This window comes from Exiguobacterium sp. EF_C8 (genome assembly GCF_054956715.1).
Genome location: NZ_CM143264.1, coordinates 2,588,320 through 2,608,891, shown reverse-complemented (window position 1 = coordinate 2,608,891; position 20,572 = coordinate 2,588,320). Strand labels below are relative to the sequence as shown.

Genomic DNA, 20,572 nt, shown 5'->3' with positions numbered 1-20,572 from the left:
GACATGCAAATCGAAACCGATTTTTTTGGAACTATCACGATTGACGAGACGGAAATCATTACTTTCGCGTCCGAATTACCGGGTTTTCCGGACGCGAAGCGCTTCATCCTGCTCCCGTTCGGAGAGGGCGTACCGTTCTGGTCGTTTCAATCGATTGATCAGCCGGAGTGTGCGTTCGTCGTGACGAACCCGTTCTGGATTGATCCGGAATACGTCTTCGAGTTACCGGACGCAGCAAAAGAACAGCTCGGGATTGAGGATACGGCGCAAGTCGCTGTCTATACGACGGTCACGTTACGAGATCCGTTCACGGCGTCGACGACGAACTTACGGGCACCCTTCGTCATGGAGACGAAACAACGACTCGCGAAACAAATCATCTTAGACGATACCTATACGAATCGTCATCTGATCGGCAGCCTGACGGAAGTAGGTGGTCGCTGATGCTCGTACTCAAACGAAAGACGGGAGAAGCGATTCAAATTGGTGACGACATTGAACTGACAATTCTTGCGATTGAAGGCGATCAAATCAAGCTCGGTATCAAGGCACCGCGACAGGTCGACATCCACCGGAAGGAAGTCTACTTGTCGATCCAAGAAGAGAACACGGAAGCCTCCCGTAGCACAGGGTTGATCGGACAACTTTTGAAACAACAGGAAAAATGATTCCATTTGAATGTCATCGGAACGTATTTTTCTTGTGAACGATACGCTTCAAACGAGGATGAAAAGACTCCCTTTGCCTGAATCTATCGCAAAGGGAGTCTTTCTTATCATGAAACGAATGCTGAAACGCGTTGAATCGTGTATAGTAATGGAGAGAAAAGAAACCTTTTGAGCCAAAGAGGGAGTTGTCAGGAATGAATGAGACGAAGCAGCTGAAAAAAGACGCGAACCGAGTATTGAAAGCGACGAGTCGCACCTTCTATATCCCGATTAGTCGACTATCGCAAGACTTACAGGAAGCGGTCGGTGCTGCTTATCTATGCATGCGCGCCATCGATGAGATTGAAGATCATGAAGACTTGGCGACGGACGTCAAGACGATGTTGCTCCGGGAGACGGCATTGTTGATGCGGGGCACATTTTCTGCTACCGCCTATCTTGAATTGATTGCGCCGTATACGGCACATCTACCAGAAGTGACGCTCCGTTTACCGGAGTGGATCGCCTATTGTCCGGCTGCGATTCGTCCGAAAGTGCTCGATTCGACGGCTGAGATGGCAGAAGGCATGGCGGTCTGGGCTGAGCGTGACTGGACGGTCGAGACGGAAGCGGATCTCGATGAGTACACGTATTATGTCGCTGGACTCGTCGGTGTCATGTTATCCGACATCTGGTACTGGAAGGCTGGTATCGTCACCGATAAACAGCAAGCGATCGGATTCGGTCGTGGTTTGCAAGCCGTCAACATCCTTCGTAACCAACAGGAAGATGCGGAGCGTGGTGTCGGCTACTTCCCACCTGGTTGGACGACGGATACGATGTTCGCCTATGCGCGTGAGAACCTTGCAGAAGCCGATGCGTACCTTGCGTCCATTCCGAAGGAGACGACGATTTATGAATTCTGTCACATTCCACTTGCACTCGCACATGGAACGCTGGATGCCCTTGCAAAAGGGAAAGAAAAACTGAGTCGTCCGGAAGTCTTGAAGATCGTCGGCGCCGCCGTACTAAAACGATAAGCACAAACGAACAGCCGCCCGTTTCCATCAAGGAAGTGGGCGGCTGTTTTTAACGTAATAGATAAAAAGCGAGTCCAATCAAGGCAGAACCCGTCCAAATCAAAGCGACCGTCCGTCCATAGGGAAAACGATAACCGACGCGACGGGAGACGAGTAGTCCGATCGTCATCACCGTCAACGCGACAAACCAGGTCAAGAACACAGATAGCTGTTGCATGTGTCTCTCCTTCCATCAATGCAAGTCAGACAGATAGGTCAACACTTTATCTTCATACGCCTTCCGGTCATGCGCGTATGACTGGACGTGTCCGCCGTTTTCCGTCACGTAGAGTTCCGAGCGCGGAGCAGCTTTTTGGATCTTCATGCTTTCCGTGACGGGAATCGCATCATCATCCTTCCCGTGAATCAACAGAATCGGGTACTCGATGCGCCGGACCGCTTCGACCGGTTTGACTCGTTCTGGATTAAGACCTGTCAACGGTGGCGTGATTTCAAGGATGATCGGTGTGAACGGGAAGTTCGGTAACCCGCTCCAGACGGGCAGGTTCGTTGCGAGATAATTCTCGAGATCGCTGAACGGGCTGTCGGCGATAACACCGACGACATCCGCTTTCGGTGCCGTTACGAGTGATGTCGCTGCGCCCATCGAGATACCATAGAGGACGACCGGTTTTGAAGAACGTGACTTCGCGTAACGAACAGCTGTCAGTAGATCATCTTGTTCCTTGGCACCAACCGTAACGCGTTTCCCGTCCGATTCACCCGATCCTCGGAAATCGAACGTCAAGACGTTGTATCCGGCATCGTGAAACTTCTTAAATAGCGAGAAGACAGGAACATCATCTTGTTCCCGGTTCTTGCCATAGCCGTGAGCGAAAACGATCGTCAACTTCGCATCTTCGCTTGGCATCCACCAGCCAGACAAACGTGTCCGGTCTTTATAAGAACGGAAGGTGACATCTTCATAGTCAAGTCCTTCTGCTTTTTTGGGTGTCGTCGTCAAGGCTTCGCGTTCCGGTTGCGTCAACGATGATCCGACATAACCGGAAATCCCGATGACAACGATGACAGCGAGCGTCACGATGACGATCACGCCGCCGATGATTTTCTTACGATGTTTTTTCCACACCCGCGTTCCTTCCCTTCGTTCGGTTAATGGATATCTTTTTTCTTAAAGCGACCGCCATGGACATCATGGATGTTGCCGATCGCAATAAAGGCTTGTTCATCGAAGTCACGAACGATGTCCTTCAGTTTAGATTCTTCGAGCCGACTGATGACACAAAAAATGACTTTTTTGCCGTCACCGGTAAAGGCACCTTCCCCGTTTAAGTACGTCATGCTTCGACCAAGTCGGTCCATGATCGCAAGACCGATCTCTTCGTAATTCTCCGAAATGATCCAGACACTCTTCGATTGATCGAGTCCGTCGATGACGACGTCAATCGTCTTGAAGGCGACGAAATAGGTGATCAACGAGTACATCGCTCGGTCCCAACCGAAAACAAATCCAGCAGCACCGAGAATGAAGACGTTGAAGAACATGACGATCTCACCGACTGAAAACGGTGTCGAGCGGCTGAAAGAGACAGCAAGAATCTCAGTTCCGTCGAGTGATCCACTCGAACGGATGACGATCCCGACGCCGATTCCGAGAATTAAGCCACCGAAAACGGTCGCGAGCAGATCAATGCTCGTCAAGGGACCGATGTGTTCGAGGAGTTTCGTTGCGATGGCCATGACGAAGATCGCATATAACGTCGACAGGGCAAACGTCTTTCCGATCTGCTTATAGCCGAAAAAGATGAACGGGATGTTCAAGAAGAACAGCCACAAAGCGAGCGTCGTATCTGTCAGCTTTGAGCCGATGATCGAGATTCCGACGATCCCGCCATCGATGATGTTATTTGGAACAAGGAATCCTTTCAGTCCAAGTGCGAAGATGATGGCACCGATTGTTAGCATCAGTAATCGTCGAAAAAGCTGACCTTTCGTAGAGCGACGATGATGTTTCGTAGGTAATGGTGACTGCATGCCATTCCTCCCTTCTATAGTAAAACGCTTTAGGATTACTATAACAAAAAAGCACGAAGACGTGTGTGAACGTCTTCGTGGAGAGGTCAAGGGCGATAACGTAACGACTGGAAGAAACGCATGATCTGTTCTGCTTCGATCGGATTCGTATATTCACCGATGTATTGATGATCTTGTTGTCCGGTGATCGTCACCGTACAGGAGACGAGTTGAACTCCTTCACTCAAGCGAATCTCAAACGTTGCGTCCGACAACGGTAACAACGTCTTTGACGAAAAATAGAGTGCCCGCGTACTCGTTTGATGCGCTTCAATGTCTGAGAAGGGCAGTTCGAACGACTGGGCATGATGTGTCAGCATGCGAACTTTCCCAGAAACGGAAAAACGGGGAATGGTATCGCTCGACAAGGAACAGGCTTCGATCGGATACAAAATCTCCCGCAGGAGGAACAATTCCAGGACGTCCGCTGGAACCGGGCGACTGAATAGATAGCCTTGGATACTCGGACAATTGAGCGTCCGGAACGTATCGAGCTGACGGAGCGTCTCGATGCCTTCTGCGACGACGGTCAGATTGAACTCACCTGCCATATAGAGAATGCTTTTGACGATTGCTTGGGCTTTAGCGTCATCCGTGATGTGGGTCGCGAACTGCCGATCGATCTTGATGACGTCGATCGGATACCTTTGCAGGTAGACCATTGAGGAATAGCCTTTCCCGAAGTCGTCGAGTGCGATCCGAACACCCATCCGGCTGACGTATTCGAGTGTCCGACTCGTCATCGGATCATCCATGATTAAAGCCGCTTCCGTGATTTCAAGTTCGAGTAACTCAGGCGCGAGATCGTACGTCGACAGCATCCGCTCTATATGGTGTTCGAAGCCGGGGATCAAGAATCGTTTCGGTGAGACGTTGACGGAAATTGGAACAAGATCTGCTCCGGTCGCCTTCCAGTCTTGCATCGAACGACACGCCGTCTCGACGACCCAGTCTCCGATTGCGACATGTAAGGCACTCTCTTCGGCAAGCGGAATGAAATCGTTCGGTGGAATTCGTCCCCATTCCGGGTGTTGCCAGCGAATCAACGCTTCTAAACCGACAATCTTTCCTGTCCAGCTGTCGACTTTCGGTTGATATTCGAGGAACAGTTGATCATGTTCGATCGCGTAATGTAAGTCCTGCTCGAGCCGGTAGCGCCGGTAATAATCGATATCGAGATTCGATGCGTAGTGGTGTATCGTACTGTGATTTTCACGACGCGATCGTCGTAAGGCGGTATAGGAATGCTTTAACAATTCGACGGCGTCCGTACTGTCTTCCGGATAGCGACTGACCCCAACGGAAATACGAGCGAACAAGGCATATGGTTCGATCGAGATCGGTGTTTCCGATAGATCGAGTAGTGCCTCGGCGCATGCCGTCACATCCTGTTTATCGCTTGTCGGTACGAGCAGGGCATACTCATCACCACCAAGATGTCCGAGGAACGTTCCATCTGACTTTGTTTGTTGTAATAAGGCAGCCGTTCCTTGTAGCCACTGATCACCGGAGCCGTGTCCGAAGGCATTATTGATCTCAGCGATGCGGTTGAAGGAGACGGTCAGGACGAAGAACGGTTGGTCCTTCTCTTGCCATGCGTCGATTGTCCCGATCAGCGCTTGCCGGTTCGGCAGATGCGTCACAGCGTCACGCAAAGCGAGCTGCCGCAATCGTTCCTCGTACGCTTTTTGAAGCGTGATATCATGCATGATGCTATTCGTATAGGCAATCGTACCGTCCAGTTGGAAGACAGGGATCTGTTGATCCTCAATCCATTTGACGCGACCATCCGGGAAGTGAAGGCGGTACTGGATCGTATCAGCCTGACCGTCCACCAATCGTCCGATGAATTGTTTCATTGCAACATGATCGCGCGCGTCTAGTCGTTCGTACAACCACTCGCGACTAAGGATTAAATTCTCTGGCAATTCTTCGAAGATATGCAGAAATCCTTGTGAGTGAAACAGGATTCGTCCCGAGAACAAGTCGATTTGTGAGATCGCGGCATTGACGGCTTCGTAGATTTCACGTGCCTGTGCCCGTTCCGTGACGAGTTGACGCCGCGCCTCGTCGACTTCTGATAAGTCATAGAGGACGACCGACAGATGATTTGGATGATGCGGACGATGAAAGGCCTTCAAGCGTAACAGTTGATAGTTATCGTCAGCCGTCAGCAGGGAGACTTCCATTTCAAAACGTTCTTTTTCACCCGCAATCAAACGTTCCATCTCGAACCGGAGCGGATCGAAGTCACGTGGATGAATCCGACTAAATAACTGTTCTTGATCAAGCGTCGTCGCGTCGACTTCTGAAAGACCTAAAAAATGCAACAAAGCGGGAGAAAACTCGATCATTTGTGTGTGGATATCAAAGTGGAAGATGACGAGTTCAGGAATCTGTTCCGTCAGTTCAAGTTGGGAGCGAATGGACGAGACATCTTCTTCGAGTTGTTTCTCACGTGTGATATCACGTGCGATCCCGTAAACGCCGATGACTTGTTCGTCTTGTTCGATCGGCATGTTCGTAATTTTTAAGGTAACCCGGTGTTGATCGGCATGAAGTCCTTGTGCCGTATAATGAACGGTCTCACCATGTAGCGCACGATTGAAAAAGGATGTCACCGCTTCGACTTGATCAGGTGGATTGAAGACGGCAAAGTGTTCATAGAGCGTCTCAGCGGAATAGCCGAGCATGTCCGGCAATTGTTCGTTGAAATAGATGATTGTTCCAGAGGCATCAAATAAAAAAATTGCATCTGTCTGTTGTTGAAAGAAGGCTTCCGCCGTTTCCGGACGGGATACTTCAAGTCCACCGATATAGAGTGGGGCTGTGTCGGATTGACGAATCCGATTCATCGCTTCATGAAAAGCCATCCACGTCACCTCCTTACGATACTAACGTTCTCTCTACTAGTATCGGGTGTAGGAAATGGAAATTGCAACATTCGTTCAAGGAATAGACTTATTTTTCAAAAAAGTGAACCAGTATATGAAATTCATGATTAAAAGACAATTGTCCTAAAGTGAACAAAAAAAGCCGAAGCTCTGATGAAAGAGCCTCGGTCTAATCTTTAAATCGCTAAATCGACGGATGTAGCACTCGCATTCGGATCCGCATCCGGTCCTTGATCCGGTGCGCCAGGCATGTCACCATCCGGTCCAGGTCCGTGTCCTCGACCATGACCACCATCGCGTGCTGGTCCTTTCTTGAGATCAGCGTAGCTTGAGACCGCATCTGCGCGCGACTGGATGTGTTCCTTGATTTGTTTCGCTTGTTTGTCTGTCAGCTTGCCATCTTTGACTTGTTGATCAATCGCAGCAGTTTGTGCTGTCAGGACGGCTTTCTCGAAATCGGCGTAAGCAATCTTGTTCGCTTCCGCAAATTCAGGCAATGATTGATCCGCTGCTTTGAATTTCGCCTCATCGAGTCCGAGTGCTTTTAGAATCGCTGATGTCGCGTCGCCGAAGACACCACCTGGTCCATGGTCACCGCGCTTATCGTGTTCACCGCGATCCGGAAGATCATCATAGCTCTTCGCGTCCTTGTATTCCTCTGTCAGACGAGACTTGATTTCTGTTGCTTGTTTTTTCGTCATCTTCCCGTCTTTGACGAGTTGATTGAGTTCACTCGTCTGCGCTGCAAGCAACGCTTTTTTGTAGTCAGCGAACTTGATCGATTGTGCCTTCGCATAAGCAGCGAGCGATTGATTCGCTGCATCGAATTTCGACTGACTCAGTCCGAGTGCTTTCAGGACGTCAGCAATCAACGATTCGTTGAAGAAACTAGGTCCACCGTGACGACCGATCGGCATCCTCTCTTTTAACTCATCATAGCTTTTAACGCCACTGAAGCGTTCCGTTTGGCGCTTCAACATGTCGTCTGCTTGCGTTTGTGTTAAGTCACCGGATTTAACGAGACTAGTGAGCTGTTCCTTCGCTGCTGCGAGTTCTGCCTTTTTATAATCAGCGAACGAGATGCCTTTTGCTTTTGCGAGATCGGCGATTGATTGTCCTTTCTCCCGGGCAGCATCTGCCTCAGTTTGTGTCAGGTTCAATTTTTTCAAGAGTAACGTCATGTCGTGTTTTTTCATACCTTCGAAGTGGTGCCCGTGTTTCGCTTGTTTTGTCGTGCTCGAGTCGTCGTTCGTCGCAGCATATGCTGATGCGCCTCCGACGGTTAATGCGCTAATTGTCAATGCAGTGATCCATTGTTTTTTAAATGTCATGGGATGATCACTCCTTTCACCTTTTATGGTAGAGGGTCACGAAAGAGAAGTTGTGAGGAAGTTGCAAAGAAACTGCGAAGAAAGGCAAATGCGGGCAAAAAGACGCTACACTAGTAGTGGAGGGATGGCCATGAACGTACTATTGATTGAAGATGAACAAAAATTAGCGCAGGTGACGGCACGTTTCCTCCGTCACCATGCGTATGAGGTAACGATTGCTGGTTCGTTAGCAGAGGCGAAACAGTGCTTAACGACAACGTTTGACGCTGTCTTAATCGACGTCCGCTTGCCGGACGGTGACGGTTGGTCGCTCGTGCCAAGTATCAAATCACAAGTTCAGCCGCCGGTCGTCTTCATGATGACCTCGCGTGGGGAGGCAGATGATCGTGTCTTCGGACTCGAACTCGGTGCCGATGATTATCTCGTCAAACCGGTCGTCCTGAAGGAGCTGACGATCCGGCTCGAACGGGCATTGAAAGTCCGGCCGGTCGCCCGCCATGCGTTCGGTGAATTGACGATCGATGAGAAGGGACGCCAAGTCAAATTGGGAGAACAGGCAGTCAGTCTCGCAAAGATGGAATTCGAACTGTTGCTCTACTTCATCGAACATCTCGGGGAGGCACTGAGCCGGGATCAGATTCTTGACGACGTCTGGGGTTACGCATTTGGAGGCGATACCCGGACGGTCGACACGCACGTCAAACAATTGCGCGATAAGCTACCCGTCATTAGACAACAATTGAAGACGGTGCACCGGGTCGGCTATCGATTGGAGGCGATTGAATGAAACGACGTCCTTTGATGCGTAAGTTCTTATACGCTGTCGTCGGTCCGCTGCTCGTGATGGGGGTCCTCAGTTTCGTCTTGACGGCGTTCCTTGTCAATCGGTTTGCAGAAGGCGAACGGTACGATCAACTCGCGCGGGAAGCGAACATCATCAAACAAGCGCTTGAAGCTGACACGCCGATTCCGCGTGACATTCAAGGGTTTTTGACGACCGATGGATTGACGCAACGGATCGGTGCGCGCGGACCGGCGGGACGGTTACCACTTCTCGACGATCTTAAGAAAGAAGATGTCATCGAAGTGCAAGACGAACGGTTATTGACGTATCAGCTGAACGTTGATGGAACGCGGATCACGACGGTGCGACAAGCGCCGCTAGCGAGTAGCGCTCTCGACGGTGTCTATGTCGCGATCGGACTCGCGTTACTTGTGACCCTGTTGCTGGCATCCTTACTCGCGTACTATATGGCACGGCACCTGACACGACCGATCGTGACGCTTCGATCCGTCGCTCAAAAGATTGGTGCTGGTGAAACGGACGTCGTCCTGCCAGCCCGACCGAAGGATGAAGTCGGGGAGTTGATCGACGCGGTCGATGAGATGCAGACACAACTCAAACAAAAGGATCATCTGCAAAAGACGTTCATCGCCGGTATCACCCATGACTTGCGGACGCCACTCGCAATCATTCGAAACGAGACCGAGGCGCTCGCAGCAGGTGTTATTCCTGTTGCCGAACTGCCCGACGTGACGACGAGTATCATCGAGGAGACGGATCGACTCGGTCATCTGATTGACGAGACGTTACTTTATTCGAAGCTTGCCGGTGGACGGATGCCGCTTGAAAAGACGGATGTGGCACTTGATGAACTCGTGCTTGCGACAGTCGAACGCCTGCGTGGGACGTTCACGCAGGCAGGACTGACGCTGGCGACGGAGCTGCAACCGGTTAGGCAATCACTTGATTCACGGATGTTCGAACGTGTCCTGATCAACTTCTTGATGAACGCCCGTTTTGCTTCACCAGTCGGAGGAACGGTCACGGTTCGCTTAACGGATGACGAATTGACGGTCGAGGATGAAGGAGCGGGTGTCCGAGCAGAAGACCGGGCAACGATCTGGAACGTCTACGTCAAACAAGAAGGCAGTGCCGGACATGGACTTGGTCTTGCGATCAGTCGGATGATTCTCGATAGTCATCAATTTGACTACGGTGTCCGCGACCGAAGTGGTGGCGGAGCGGTCTTCTACGTTCGATTTTGATGGGATAGAATGGTAGGGGATTCTGACGAACGATTCCGTCATCCTTGCTTTCTACAGGCGGGAGTAAGCCGCGGCATCTTGCACTCCGTACCATCTGCCGGGTCTTACTAGTTCCTGACGAAAGTGCTATTGGCACTTTCTTTTCCTGTAGGAGTCGCGGATGAGCTACTTCGTTCTGAAATAGGGACACGAAAAAGGAGAACAGTTTCCGTATCACACAGAAACTGTTCTCCTATTAATGTTGGTAGAAGTTAAAGATCATTCGCCTTCGTTCGCATGAACAAGACTTGGTTTGACGAGCGTATAGAACTCATCGCTCATCCCGACACGGCTTCCCATTTGACAAGCGAGTTCGAGTGTTTCTTTATAGAAATTCGCGACAAGATCGTGGTTCTTGATGTGCTCATCCTGCATCGCCTTTTTGACCCCGAGGACGACTTTTTCGATTTGCTCATCGGCATCATTGCGGACTGGGACGACGTTCTCTGGAAGATCGACTTCCTTATCGTGTCCGTTGAAGCGGAACGATGCCCCGAATCCGAGGTGCTCGAGGAAGAAGTGCGGTAACAGTTTACTAGCGAAGAACTGATGCCATTCTGTCTCTTTCATTGCTTCCATGTCACGCTTGAACGACGTCGTTGCGAGTGCATAACGATCGTGTGTATCCTTCATGAACTTCTCGAGGATCGGAACCTGCATTGCAAACGCATTCTTGAGCAAGTTATCGAGCTGTTCTTGCGTTAATTGTTCTTGTTCAGTCATCGCTTTAACCCCATTTCGTTTCGTTATCCTTATCGTAAGAAATTTAGACAATTCCGTCAAATCTTTTTCGAGAATAGAGTTTACCTATTTCGCAAAAGGGAATTCATTACTATCGATCATTTTAAGGGGGAGTCAGTATGAAACGAATCGCAATGACAGGAGTCTTACTCGGAGCATGTCTGACTCCGGTGACGGGTTTTGCTGCAAGTAACGTGACATATAACAAAGGAGTCGTCGCGAACAAGACGTTCGGCTATACGGTCAAGACGACGGACGCGTTGAAAAAGGCGATTCAACAAGATAAAGTCGAGCTCGTCAAGAACAAGACGGTTAAATCGAAATACGGTGTCGTCACGCGGAGTGGTACGTTCGCGTTATACTATAAAGTTAGGGGCGCGGATCAGTTACTCGTTAACTTAAACTACGAGCCGAAGAAGCTCTCGAAAAAACAGTTCGACCGTGAAATCGGATATGGTACATATCTCGGGACGAAAGGTAGCAAAACGTACTACTACGTCTTACCGACGGAGGCCGTCAAAGGCGCTGTCGGCAAAAAAACGATCGAGAACTTGATCGTCAAGGACGTCCCGCAGATGATGAAGACATTCAAACTGCAATGAGCACTAGCTTTTGCTAGTGCTTCTTTTATTCGTTCGGTATAGTTGAAAATGAGGTGAGTGAATTATGGAATGGAACGTCACAGACGTCAAACAAACAACAGATGTATTACAACTCGAAAAATGTGTCAACGATCACGATGGCATTGAATTAAAGGTCGCAGCCGATTGGGTCGGCGAGAATGATTTTGCAATCTATGATGGCGAGCAACTCGTCGGGTACTTACAAGCGTTCGCGTACTTACCGACGGAATGGGAATTGAATGTCTTTGTCGATCCGGATTACCGGAAACAGGGCATCTTCACGGCACTCGTTGAAGCGGCACGCGCGCGTGCTACGGAAGCAGGCGTTGAAGCATTCACGTTCGTCATTGATGACGCAAGTAAATCAGGTCAAGCCGTCCTTGAAGGGTTAGGGGCAGAGTACCGGATGACGGAGTACAACATGATCTTGAAAAAGGCGCAGTTGTTCTTAAAAGCCGATCCGGATTTCGAATTACGCGAAGCGACAGCGGACGACCGCCCGTTCATCGTCGAGACGCTCGGCAAATCGTTCGGTAACACGGACGAAGAAGCGGAGTCAATCTATCAAGCGATTGAATCCGACGACCGGATCACTTTCATCGGCGTCGCCAATGGCAAGCCGGTCGGTGTCATCCGTGCCTATCTCGCTTCCGATACACAAGCGAGCATCCATGCGTTCGCGGTTCGTCCGGAAGCACAAGGCAATGGTTACGGTAAGAAGATGCTGAAGCTGATGGTTCAAGCGTTGTTCCGGACAGGTCGGACACAACTGGAGCTCGACGTCGAAACGGATAACGACCGGGCACTCGATCTTTATAAAGAAGCAGGATTCGTCGTCCATCGTGGTTATCAGTTCCATGTGTTGGCGGTTTAATTGAAGCAAGCATCATGACTTTTCGGCTCGCAAAAGTCGAGTGGACGTGTGATGCCTCATCGAAGAACGGTCTCCGGATCGTTCTTTTTTTGTGATGATTAATACAGAAACTAAACAAAAACGTTGGAACCTTTTCTGCAATCCGTCGTATACTAAACATATGGAAAAAAAGAGGAGGCGACGTCATGGAGAGTCGACAGGATTCATTGCGGACGTTGAAGTGGGTATCAGGTGGAATGGAAGCGGTGCTCGGGATTCCGCTTTTAGGTGGTTCAATCGTCATTTTCTCAGGTTATAATGCCCTGTGGTTGATGCTTGCGTTCCACATCGTTGTCGTCGTACTGACGGCACGTGCTGGAAATGTCTCAAAAGGGAACATCGTCGGGATCGTCGCATCAACGGTCGGTGTCATTCCCGTCGTCGGGATGTTCTTACACATGGCAGCAGCGATCACGATTTTGGTCGATGCAACACTCAATAACCGCATCGTTACACGAACACATGTCAAACACGTCGAACCGATTCAACCACGACCGGTCCGTCGGGAACAAGAAAAACAAGAAGACCACCCGTTCTGAGTTTTTTTCGTTGACAGCGAAAAACAAGCCGTGTAAAGTAAACAACAAGTTAAGCCATATCAATTACATCGACGACGCGGAGTAAGTATCGTCAACACTGCCGACCAAGCGAGTCAGGAATGGTGAGAGCCTGACACGGTAAGCTGAACGAGAATGGACCGCTGAGAGCCTGTTGAACCTTCGAGTAGACAGGACGGTTGCCCCCGTTACCGGGCTAGCTGGTTGTTGGACCAGCGACAAGTGGAGACGATTTTCGTCTCAATCAGAGGTGGCACCGCGCGGATACAGGCGTCCTCTATGCATTAGCTGTTAGCTATGCATGGAGGACGCCTTTTGTTGTACGTCAAATGCCGAATCATCCAACGCTCATCACATTTCTCAGGAGGCACTACACATGAAAAAGACATTGATCGCAGCGGCGAGCACGGCAGTTTTACTCGCAGGATGTGCAACGACAGAACCAGCAGAAGATAAACAAGTGGACAATAAGGTCCTGCATACGATGGAGAGTTACGATCTCTTGTCGGTTGACCCGGCAGATGCCATCACATCAAACATCTTCAACCAAATCTACGAAGGACTCTATCGCTTCGACGCGAACAACGAACTTGTTCCGGCGGCAGCGAAATCACATAGTGTGTCTGAAGACGGAAAAGTCTATACGTTCAAGCTTGACCCGAATGCGAAATGGTCAGACGGAAAGCCCGTCACAGCAGAGAACTTCCGTTATGCATTCGAGCGTGTCATCAAAACGAACTCACCGTTCGCTTACTTGCTCGAGCCGGTCGAAAAAACGACAGCGGTCGACGACGAGACGCTCCGGATCGAATTGAAACGTCCGACGCCATACTTCCTCAGCATGACGACGTTCGGCACATATATGCCAGTCCGGGAAGATATCGTCAAAGCAGAAGGCGACCAGTTCGGAACGGATCCAAAGACGAACGTTTACAACGGACCATTCACATTCAAGAAGTATCAAGCCGAGCAAGGCTATACGCTCGCGAAGAACGCTGAATACGCAGACCGGAAGAACGTCAAGATCGACGAAGTCGACGTTAAAATCATCAAGGATCCGATGCTTGCGATCAACTTGTTTGAGTCCGGTGAACTAGATGTCGCGCCACTCAACTCGGAGAACGTCGTGACGTACAAGGATCAAAAAGAGTACAACACGTTCAGCGATTCGCGGATGTTCTTCATTCGGATGAACGAAAAGACAGATGCTTTGAAAGATAAAGAAACACGCCAAGCGATCGACGCGGCATATGATAAAAAAGCGATGACGGAAACGTTGCTTGGAAACGGATCACTGCCAGCGGACTACATCGTACCGCAAGAACTTGATCCGAAATACGATAGTGCGCGTCAAATCGAATCATCATATGATGTAGCAGCGGCAAACAAAGTGCTGGCGAAGCAAAATCTTGAGTTGACGATGTTGATCGAAGATGACGATGTCTCAAAAAAAATCGGGGAGTACATCCAAGGCGCGTTGAAGAAGCAGAATGTCGACGTTAAACTGTTGTCACTTCCGAAGAAAGAACGTCTCGCCCGTGAAGAACGAGGGGACTACGACCTGTCACTCGCGAGCTGGGCTCCGGACTATCAGGATGCAACGACATACCTGAACTTGTTCACGACCGGTAACCCGTTCAACATGATGGATTATTCGAACAAACAGTATGACCGTCTCTTGAAGCAGGCTGAAAGTGAACTCGATCAAGACAAACGTCTCGCCTTACTCAGTAAAGCGGAAAGCTTGTTGCTCGACGATCAAGCGATCTCACCGGTCTACCAACGGAAGAATGCCTTCTTGCAAAACACGGAAGTCAAAAATCTCGCACGACACAATGTCGGTACGGATATCTCATATAAGTATGTTGAGATTGAGCGGAAATAAGAAAAAGAGAGTGATGGAAGATTTGATCCATCACTCTTTTTGATGTGTTTTTGTCAGTTCACTGGGAATCGTTTTTGAAAATCGGGTCAACTGACTTAAAACGGTTACAAAAGAAACCGATAGAGAGGACGGTGAAAGAAGATACAGGAAAGGGAGTTTCGGTTATGCGTAAATTACGAAGCAACTTGAAGGTACGGTTATTCTTTTGGGTCTTGGCGATCTCAGTCATCACGAGCGGCATCTCAGCTCAGCTCGTGCTCTATCTCCACCGTGGACTTGATGTCGCGGATACGAACGCCATCTGGTTCGGAGCAGGGATTGGCTTATTGTTATCGTTGATTGGAACGTCGTTGACACAATTAATCCTACGTCAACCGATCAAAGCGATCGAAAAAGCAACAGAAACGGCACGTGAAGTCGCAAACGGCAACTTCAACGTCGATTTCGAGGAAGCGAAGCGCGGAGATGAAGTCGACCAACTGATGCACGAACTCGAAGTCATGGTTCTACATATCCGCAAACAGGCGACGCAGATGGGGAGCTCGAGCGATAAGCTGACAGCGTCCGCGCAAGAAATCGCAGCAGCAGTCCAAGAAGGCAATGCGTCAGGGGAGAGTATTCGTTCAGCGATGGCAGAGCTGTCAGCGAAGATGAACGAGAACGTCGATCAAGCGTACTTGTCGATGGATGCCCTTGGTGCCGTTAAACGGACGATGGATGAAGTCGCAAAAGAGATGAACGAAGCCTTGAAATCAGCGACGGTCATGCAGACAGAAGCCCAAAACGGAAAAACACTCGCAACAGATTCTGTTGAAGCGATGCATATGATTTCGAAGAAGATGGAGCAGTCAGCAACACTGAACGGTCGCTTGACGGATATGACAGGCGAGATCTCGCGGATTACGGATGTCATCAGTGACATTTCAGCACAGACGAACTTACTCAGTTTGAATGCATCGATTGAAGCGGCACGAGCAGGTGAAGCAGGACGTGGATTTGCGGTCGTCGCAGCAGAAGTCAAAAAACTCGCAGAACAAACAGCGACATCCGCAAAAGAAATCACGGATTTGATTTCTGGCGTCAAACGTCTCGTCAACGATACAGCGAACGCGATGACGGATGTTCAGAGTGAAGTCGCGACAGGTGTCGGACTCGTAGAACAAGCAGGATCATCGTTTGAAGAGATTCATCATTCGACGGAGAATGTCTATTCACGCGTTAAATCGGTTGATCAACTTGTGGTCAAATCGGATCAAGAAATTGATCAAGTTGGCTTAACGACAGCAAATATCCTTGCAATGGTCGAGGAAGCATCGAAACACGCAGAACAAGTTTTGCAAGCATCAAGCCATCAGGCGGCATCGCTCGGGGAAGTCAACGGAGCGATGGAAGAGCTCGTTGCAGTTGCTGAACAATTACAAGAGGAGACAGGTGCAACGCGTTTCTAAACTATTAGAAAATCGTACGTCCGACATGGATGTACGATTTTTTTTGCATTTTTTTGAAGAAAGTTGTTAAACATTTCGAGTGGACGACGATATATAGAGTGGAGGCAGTCATAGACTTCATCCACCGTGTCGCCCTTGGGCCGGCCAGGGGGCACATCTCGGAGAAGACGGATCTTCAAAGAGACAAAAAATTGATCCTATGGAGGGAAATTACAATGATTATCAATCACAACATTACTGCTCTCAACACTCATCGTCAACTAGGAGCGGCAACAAATGCTCAATCAAAATCGATGGAAAAGCTCGCCTCTGGTTTACGTATTAACCGTGCAGGCGACGACGCTGCGGGTCTTGCAATTTCTGAAAAAATGCGTGGACAAATTCGTGGATTAGATATGGCTTCTAAAAACTCACAAGATGGTATCTCTATGATTCAGACTGCTGAAGGTGCTTTAAATGAGGTACATGACATTTTACAACGTCAGCGTGAGCTTGCAGTACAGTCATCTTCTGACACAAACGTTGCTGCGGATAGAACTGCATTAAAAGATGAGTTTGACCAATTAACTACAGAAGTAGCAAGAATTTCATCTACTACACAGTTCAATACTCAAAATCTTTTGGATAAAACGGCTGGAACAGCTGGTGTTGTTAAACTACACATTGGCGCAAACAAAGACCAGGTGTTTGATTTAAAATTAGATACGGCTGGTATTGATTTAACAGCAGTTAATACAGCTTTAGCCGCTGCAGATATTAGTACTCAAACAAAATCGGAATCTGCAATTGCTACATTAGATTCCCAAATTGCATCAGTATCTTCAGGTCGTAGTTATTTGGGTGCAGCACAAAATCGTTTAGAACACACAATTAAAAATCTACAAACTTCTTCTGAAAATTTATCAGCTGCAGAATCGCGTGTTCGGGACGTTGATATGGCAAAAGAGATGATGAACCAAACTAAAAACTCAATACTTGCTCAAGCTGCACAAGCTATGTTAGCTCAAGCAAATCAGCAGCCACAAGGTGTTTTACAATTACTTCGTTAAACACAAAATGAATATATTAGATAAATACAAATAGGGAGGCGAACCTCCCTATTTGTATTTAAATAAATATATTCATTTTACAAAAAAAGGAGATTTTAATCATGGATAATACACTAGCTCCAGATTACTATAAAGAGTTCTCTTGTATAGGATCTTTATGTGAAGACACTTGTTGTGCAGGATGGAATGTACCAATTGATAAAAAAACGTTCAAAAAATACAAAAAACTTCCTAAAAAAAATAAAATTAATAGTGGTGTTGAAAAAAATTTATCTAGTAACACAGAAGCGGATTTCGGTTATGTCAAAATGAAAGGAAATAGTTGTACCTTTTTAACTGAAGATAAATTGTGTGGTGTACAACTTGATTTAGGTGAACAATATTTAAGTAACACTTGTTCAATGTACCCACGTCGATTTAATTCTATAAATAATACTGTTGAAAAATCAATGACTGTTTCTTGTCCTGAAGCTGCAAGAAAAATACTACTCAATCCAGAAGGGATAAAATTTGAAAAGATAAAAGGTGATAGAACTGATAATAAGTTAATTTCATCTAATATAAAAACAAACATAAAATCAATTTATAGTTGGCAAGATTTATTCGAAGAATATAGATATTCTACAGTATATATATTACAAAAAAGAGAATATACAATTGAAGAAAGATTGATTTTAGTTGGAATGCTAATGCAAGAGATTGAAGAAAATATAGATAATCAAAATATTCATAAAATACCAAGTTTTATTGGTGTATTTTTGAATATGGTTGATAGTTTAGAGATAAAAAATGATTTAAATAACATTGATAAAAGAGAAGACTTGCAATTGAAATTATTCAGAGAATTACTAGTGTTGAGATTATCTGCTGATATATCTTCTAAAAGATATCTTGAATGCTCTAGCGAAACGCAAAAGGGATTATTACTAGAAAATGGTGTATCTGAAGAAGTTGTTATAAAAAATTATAAAAATAAATTTAATGAGATATATAAACCTTTTATAAATAAAAACTCACACATATTAGAAAACTATTTAGTTAACTATGTTTTCAAAAATTGTTTTCCAATGGATGCTGAAAAACCATATGAAAGTTTTGTTAAATTGACCACACATTTTCTTTTGATAAAAAATCATTTGATAGGCATGGGGGCATTTCATAATAAAATTGATGAAGATATGACTATTAAATTAATTCAATCACTTTCAAAAACATTTGAACATAACACTTTTTATTTTATTGATGTACTAAAGAAAATGAGAGATTCAGACATGATTAAATTTCAATATGTAACGCTTTTAATAAAAAATTAACTATATCAATTGAGGTGGAGGAAAAATGTCTCTTGAGATTAATAAAAATTTATCGAGCGTTATCAGTTTAAATAATAATTTTTCTAATACAAACGTTAATAGTATAGAAAAAGAAAATGAGCCAAAGAACCAAGTGAAATTAAATTCATCAGGAGATAATGAATTAGAGGATTTTATAAAAGTAGCTAATATAAAGTTAGAAAAACAACATACAGATTTGAGATTTGTAAAGCACGAAAAATTAAATGAATACTATATTCAATTAGTTGATTTTGATAATAATGTAATTCAAGAAATTCCAAGTAAAAAAGAATTGGACTTTTTTGCCGAATTTATGGAATTTAATCAATTAATAAATAAAAAAATATAGATAAAGAGGTGGCTATAATGACCTCAATTCGTTTGAGTGGTCTAGCAAGTGGTATTGACACAGAGGCGATGATAAAAAAACTAATGCAAGCTGAGCGTTTACCCGTTGATCGACTTTCTCAAAAAAAGCAGATACTAACTTGGGAGCGAGATGCGTACCGTGAAATAAATCGTTCTTTACTTGAATTTCGAACAGCAGCAAGCGATATGCTGTTATCTAAGAACTATCAATCAAAGACAGTCATGAGCTCGAATCCGACTGCATTGACGGTAACGGCAAGTCCGGGAGCACCGGCCGGTAGTGTAACGATTGATAAGATTGAGCAACTTGCGAGTGCTGCATCGGTAACACTCGTTGCAGCAAGCGGAAAAAAGAGTGCTGCGACACTCGAAGAAAGTGGATTGTTCACGAAGGACGCGGACGGGAAAATTAATGTGCAGATCAATACCTTCGATGCGACAGGTCAAGCGGTGACGGAGACGTTGAAGCTTGACGCAACACAAAAGATTTCTGACTTAACAGCAGCAATCAATGGTAAAACAAGTCTCGGGATGAACGCCGTCTTCAATGATTTGACGGGGAAACTTGTCTTAACGAAAACGAGTACCGGTAATTTAAATCCCGCAGGTGTCGATATCTCCATCTTCGATGCTTCGAATAATACCGCAAAGATCAATTCGCAGGATGGAACGTTCGGTCGTGAAGGACAGAACGCGAAATACACGATTGGTGGACAACAACTCGAACAAACGACGAATACGTTCACTCAGAACGGTCTGACAATCACTTTAAATAACGTCACGACGACAACGACGACTATTAATACGACGCTTGATACACAAAAAAACTTTGAATCAATCAAGAATTTCGTCGATAAATATAACGACGTCATCGATAAGATGAACAAAAAGATTCGTGAAGAGAAATATCGCGAATATCAACCGTTGACGGATGCGCAACGTAAAGAATTGAGTGAAGACGAAGTAAAAAAATGGGAAGAAAAAGCGATGAGTGGGATTCTGAAGAACGATAGCTACTTGCAAGATGGACTTAATCAGTTCCGTAGTGTGATTTCGTCGAAAATTGATACGGGTTACTCATATACGTCAGGTACGGATACGATCCAACTCCAGTACATGTCGCAAATTGGTATCACTTCAACGAGTGAATTTCGTGACGGCGGGAAGTTGAAAATCGATGAAGCGAAACTGAAGAAGATGCTTGAAGAACAGCCGGAAGGCATCTATAAATTGTTTACAGCTGACGCCCCGGAACCGACGAAAGATGCCCAAGGAAATACGATTCCGAATTCCAATGGACTAGATGGGTTTGTCCGACAAATTCAAGGCTTCGCAACGACGCTTCGCGATAAGATTTCTGGAGTCGCCGGGCGTGACGGAGCGATTGCGACGACCTATCGACTTGGAAAATCACTAGCTGATCTCGATAAGAGTATGCTGTCATGGGAAGACAAGCTAAAACGAAAAGAAGACAGTTACTATCGGCGATTCGCGGCAATGGAACAGGCGATGAATCAAGCAAACAGTCAGTCGGCGACGCTTGCTGGTTATCTTGGACAAGGACAATAAAAAGGAGGAAA

At 46.8% G+C, this 20,572-nt stretch carries 20 protein-coding genes and 1 other annotated feature; of the genes, 14 read left to right on the top strand and 6 right to left on the bottom strand.

The window, feature by feature from the left end:
• Nucleotides 1–3 precede the first annotated feature (3 nt).
• The 3 genes from fliW to ACY2IG_RS13835 all read left to right on the top strand — a co-directional run bounded on the left by fliW (nucleotide 4) and on the right by ACY2IG_RS13835 (nucleotide 1,687).
• Nucleotides 4–444: a flagellar assembly protein FliW gene (gene fliW / locus ACY2IG_RS13845; RefSeq protein ID WP_312193579.1), complete on the top strand. Its 441-nt coding sequence runs from the start codon at nucleotides 4–6 to the stop codon at nucleotides 442–444.
• Entirely contained in the window at nucleotides 444–668 is a 225-nt protein-coding gene (csrA, locus tag ACY2IG_RS13840) for a carbon storage regulator CsrA (protein WP_035410102.1), read from the top strand. The genes fliW and csrA overlap by 1 nt, the downstream gene beginning before the upstream one ends.
• Nucleotides 669–862: 194 nt before the next feature.
• Nucleotides 863–1,687: a squalene/phytoene synthase family protein gene (locus ACY2IG_RS13835; protein WP_035410098.1), complete on the top strand. Its 825-nt coding sequence runs from the start codon at nucleotides 863–865 to the stop codon at nucleotides 1,685–1,687.
• 49 nt (nucleotides 1,688–1,736) lie between these two features.
• On the opposite strand, the gene ACY2IG_RS13830 is transcribed toward ACY2IG_RS13835, so the two are convergent.
• The 5 genes from ACY2IG_RS13830 to ACY2IG_RS13810 all read right to left on the bottom strand — a co-directional run bounded on the left by ACY2IG_RS13830 (nucleotide 1,737) and on the right by ACY2IG_RS13810 (nucleotide 7,985).
• The gene (locus ACY2IG_RS13830) at nucleotides 1,737–1,904 is read right to left on the bottom strand and encodes a hypothetical protein (RefSeq protein WP_462618050.1); all 168 of its coding nucleotides are present in this window, start codon (nucleotides 1,902–1,904) and stop codon (nucleotides 1,737–1,739) included.
• A gap of 15 nt (nucleotides 1,905–1,919) precedes the next feature.
• Nucleotides 1,920–2,816: an alpha/beta hydrolase gene (locus ACY2IG_RS13825; RefSeq protein ID WP_462618049.1), complete on the bottom strand. Its 897-nt coding sequence runs from the start codon at nucleotides 2,814–2,816 to the stop codon at nucleotides 1,920–1,922.
• Between the two features lie 23 nt (nucleotides 2,817–2,839).
• Nucleotides 2,840–3,721: a YitT family protein gene (locus ACY2IG_RS13820; RefSeq protein ID WP_462618048.1), complete on the bottom strand. Its 882-nt coding sequence runs from the start codon at nucleotides 3,719–3,721 to the stop codon at nucleotides 2,840–2,842.
• Between the two features lie 86 nt (nucleotides 3,722–3,807).
• Nucleotides 3,808–6,633: a sensor domain-containing protein gene (locus ACY2IG_RS13815; protein ID WP_462618047.1), complete on the bottom strand. Its 2,826-nt coding sequence runs from the start codon at nucleotides 6,631–6,633 to the stop codon at nucleotides 3,808–3,810.
• 197 nt (nucleotides 6,634–6,830) lie between these two features.
• Nucleotides 6,831–7,985, bottom strand: coding sequence for a hypothetical protein (locus tag ACY2IG_RS13810; RefSeq protein ID WP_462618046.1), 1,155 nt, complete (start codon nucleotides 7,983–7,985; stop codon nucleotides 6,831–6,833).
• Nucleotides 7,986–8,115: 130 nt separating this feature from the next.
• On the opposite strand from ACY2IG_RS13810, the gene ACY2IG_RS13805 reads away from it, so the two are divergent.
• Both ACY2IG_RS13805 and ACY2IG_RS13800 read left to right on the top strand, forming a co-directional pair.
• A complete protein-coding gene (locus ACY2IG_RS13805) occupies nucleotides 8,116–8,772 on the top strand; it encodes a response regulator transcription factor (RefSeq protein WP_462618045.1) in 657 nt (218 codons plus the stop codon).
• A complete protein-coding gene (locus ACY2IG_RS13800) occupies nucleotides 8,769–10,034 on the top strand; it encodes a HAMP domain-containing sensor histidine kinase (RefSeq protein WP_462618044.1) in 1,266 nt (421 codons plus the stop codon). The genes ACY2IG_RS13805 and ACY2IG_RS13800 overlap by 4 nt, the downstream gene beginning before the upstream one ends.
• 258 nt (nucleotides 10,035–10,292) lie before the next feature.
• Here ACY2IG_RS13800 and ACY2IG_RS13795 read toward each other — a convergent pair whose 3' ends face one another.
• Entirely contained in the window at nucleotides 10,293–10,796 is a 504-nt protein-coding gene (locus ACY2IG_RS13795) for a hypothetical protein (protein WP_035410079.1), read from the bottom strand.
• Between the two features lie 137 nt (nucleotides 10,797–10,933).
• Here ACY2IG_RS13795 and ACY2IG_RS13790 point away from each other — a divergent pair, with 137 nt between their 5' ends.
• The 9 genes from ACY2IG_RS13790 (at nucleotide 10,934) to fliD (ending at nucleotide 20,561) form a co-directional block, all read left to right on the top strand.
• Complete coding sequence (locus tag ACY2IG_RS13790; protein ID WP_462618043.1) at nucleotides 10,934–11,416, top strand: hypothetical protein; 483 nt, start codon at nucleotides 10,934–10,936, stop codon at nucleotides 11,414–11,416.
• Between the two features lie 64 nt (nucleotides 11,417–11,480).
• A complete protein-coding gene (locus ACY2IG_RS13785) occupies nucleotides 11,481–12,311 on the top strand; it encodes a GNAT family N-acetyltransferase (protein WP_462618042.1) in 831 nt (276 codons plus the stop codon).
• A 185-nt stretch (nucleotides 12,312–12,496) separates the two neighbouring features.
• Complete coding sequence (locus ACY2IG_RS13780) at nucleotides 12,497–12,889, top strand: hypothetical protein (protein WP_290785599.1); 393 nt, start codon at nucleotides 12,497–12,499, stop codon at nucleotides 12,887–12,889.
• Nucleotides 12,890–12,951: 62 nt separating this feature from the next.
• Nucleotides 12,952–13,188 (top strand) — a binding site (T-box leader).
• A gap of 95 nt (nucleotides 13,189–13,283) precedes the next feature.
• A complete protein-coding gene (locus ACY2IG_RS13775; RefSeq protein ID WP_462618041.1) occupies nucleotides 13,284–14,792 on the top strand; it encodes a peptide ABC transporter substrate-binding protein in 1,509 nt (502 codons plus the stop codon).
• A gap of 164 nt (nucleotides 14,793–14,956) precedes the next feature.
• Complete coding sequence (locus tag ACY2IG_RS13770) at nucleotides 14,957–16,240, top strand: methyl-accepting chemotaxis protein (RefSeq protein ID WP_462618040.1); 1,284 nt, start codon at nucleotides 14,957–14,959, stop codon at nucleotides 16,238–16,240.
• Between the two features lie 215 nt (nucleotides 16,241–16,455).
• Nucleotides 16,456–17,289, top strand: coding sequence for a flagellin N-terminal helical domain-containing protein (locus ACY2IG_RS13765; RefSeq protein ID WP_462618039.1), 834 nt, complete (start codon nucleotides 16,456–16,458; stop codon nucleotides 17,287–17,289).
• Between the two features lie 101 nt (nucleotides 17,290–17,390).
• Entirely contained in the window at nucleotides 17,391–18,602 is a 1,212-nt protein-coding gene (gene fliB, locus ACY2IG_RS13760) for a flagellin lysine-N-methylase (protein WP_462618038.1), read from the top strand.
• A gap of 25 nt (nucleotides 18,603–18,627) precedes the next feature.
• Nucleotides 18,628–18,972 (top strand): flagellar protein FlaG, encoded by a 345-nt coding sequence (locus tag ACY2IG_RS13755; protein WP_082478690.1) that lies wholly within the window; start codon nucleotides 18,628–18,630, stop codon nucleotides 18,970–18,972.
• A gap of 17 nt (nucleotides 18,973–18,989) precedes the next feature.
• Nucleotides 18,990–20,561, top strand: coding sequence for a flagellar filament capping protein FliD (fliD, locus tag ACY2IG_RS13750; RefSeq protein ID WP_462618037.1), 1,572 nt, complete (start codon nucleotides 18,990–18,992; stop codon nucleotides 20,559–20,561).
• Nucleotides 20,562–20,572: the final 11 nt, after the last annotated feature.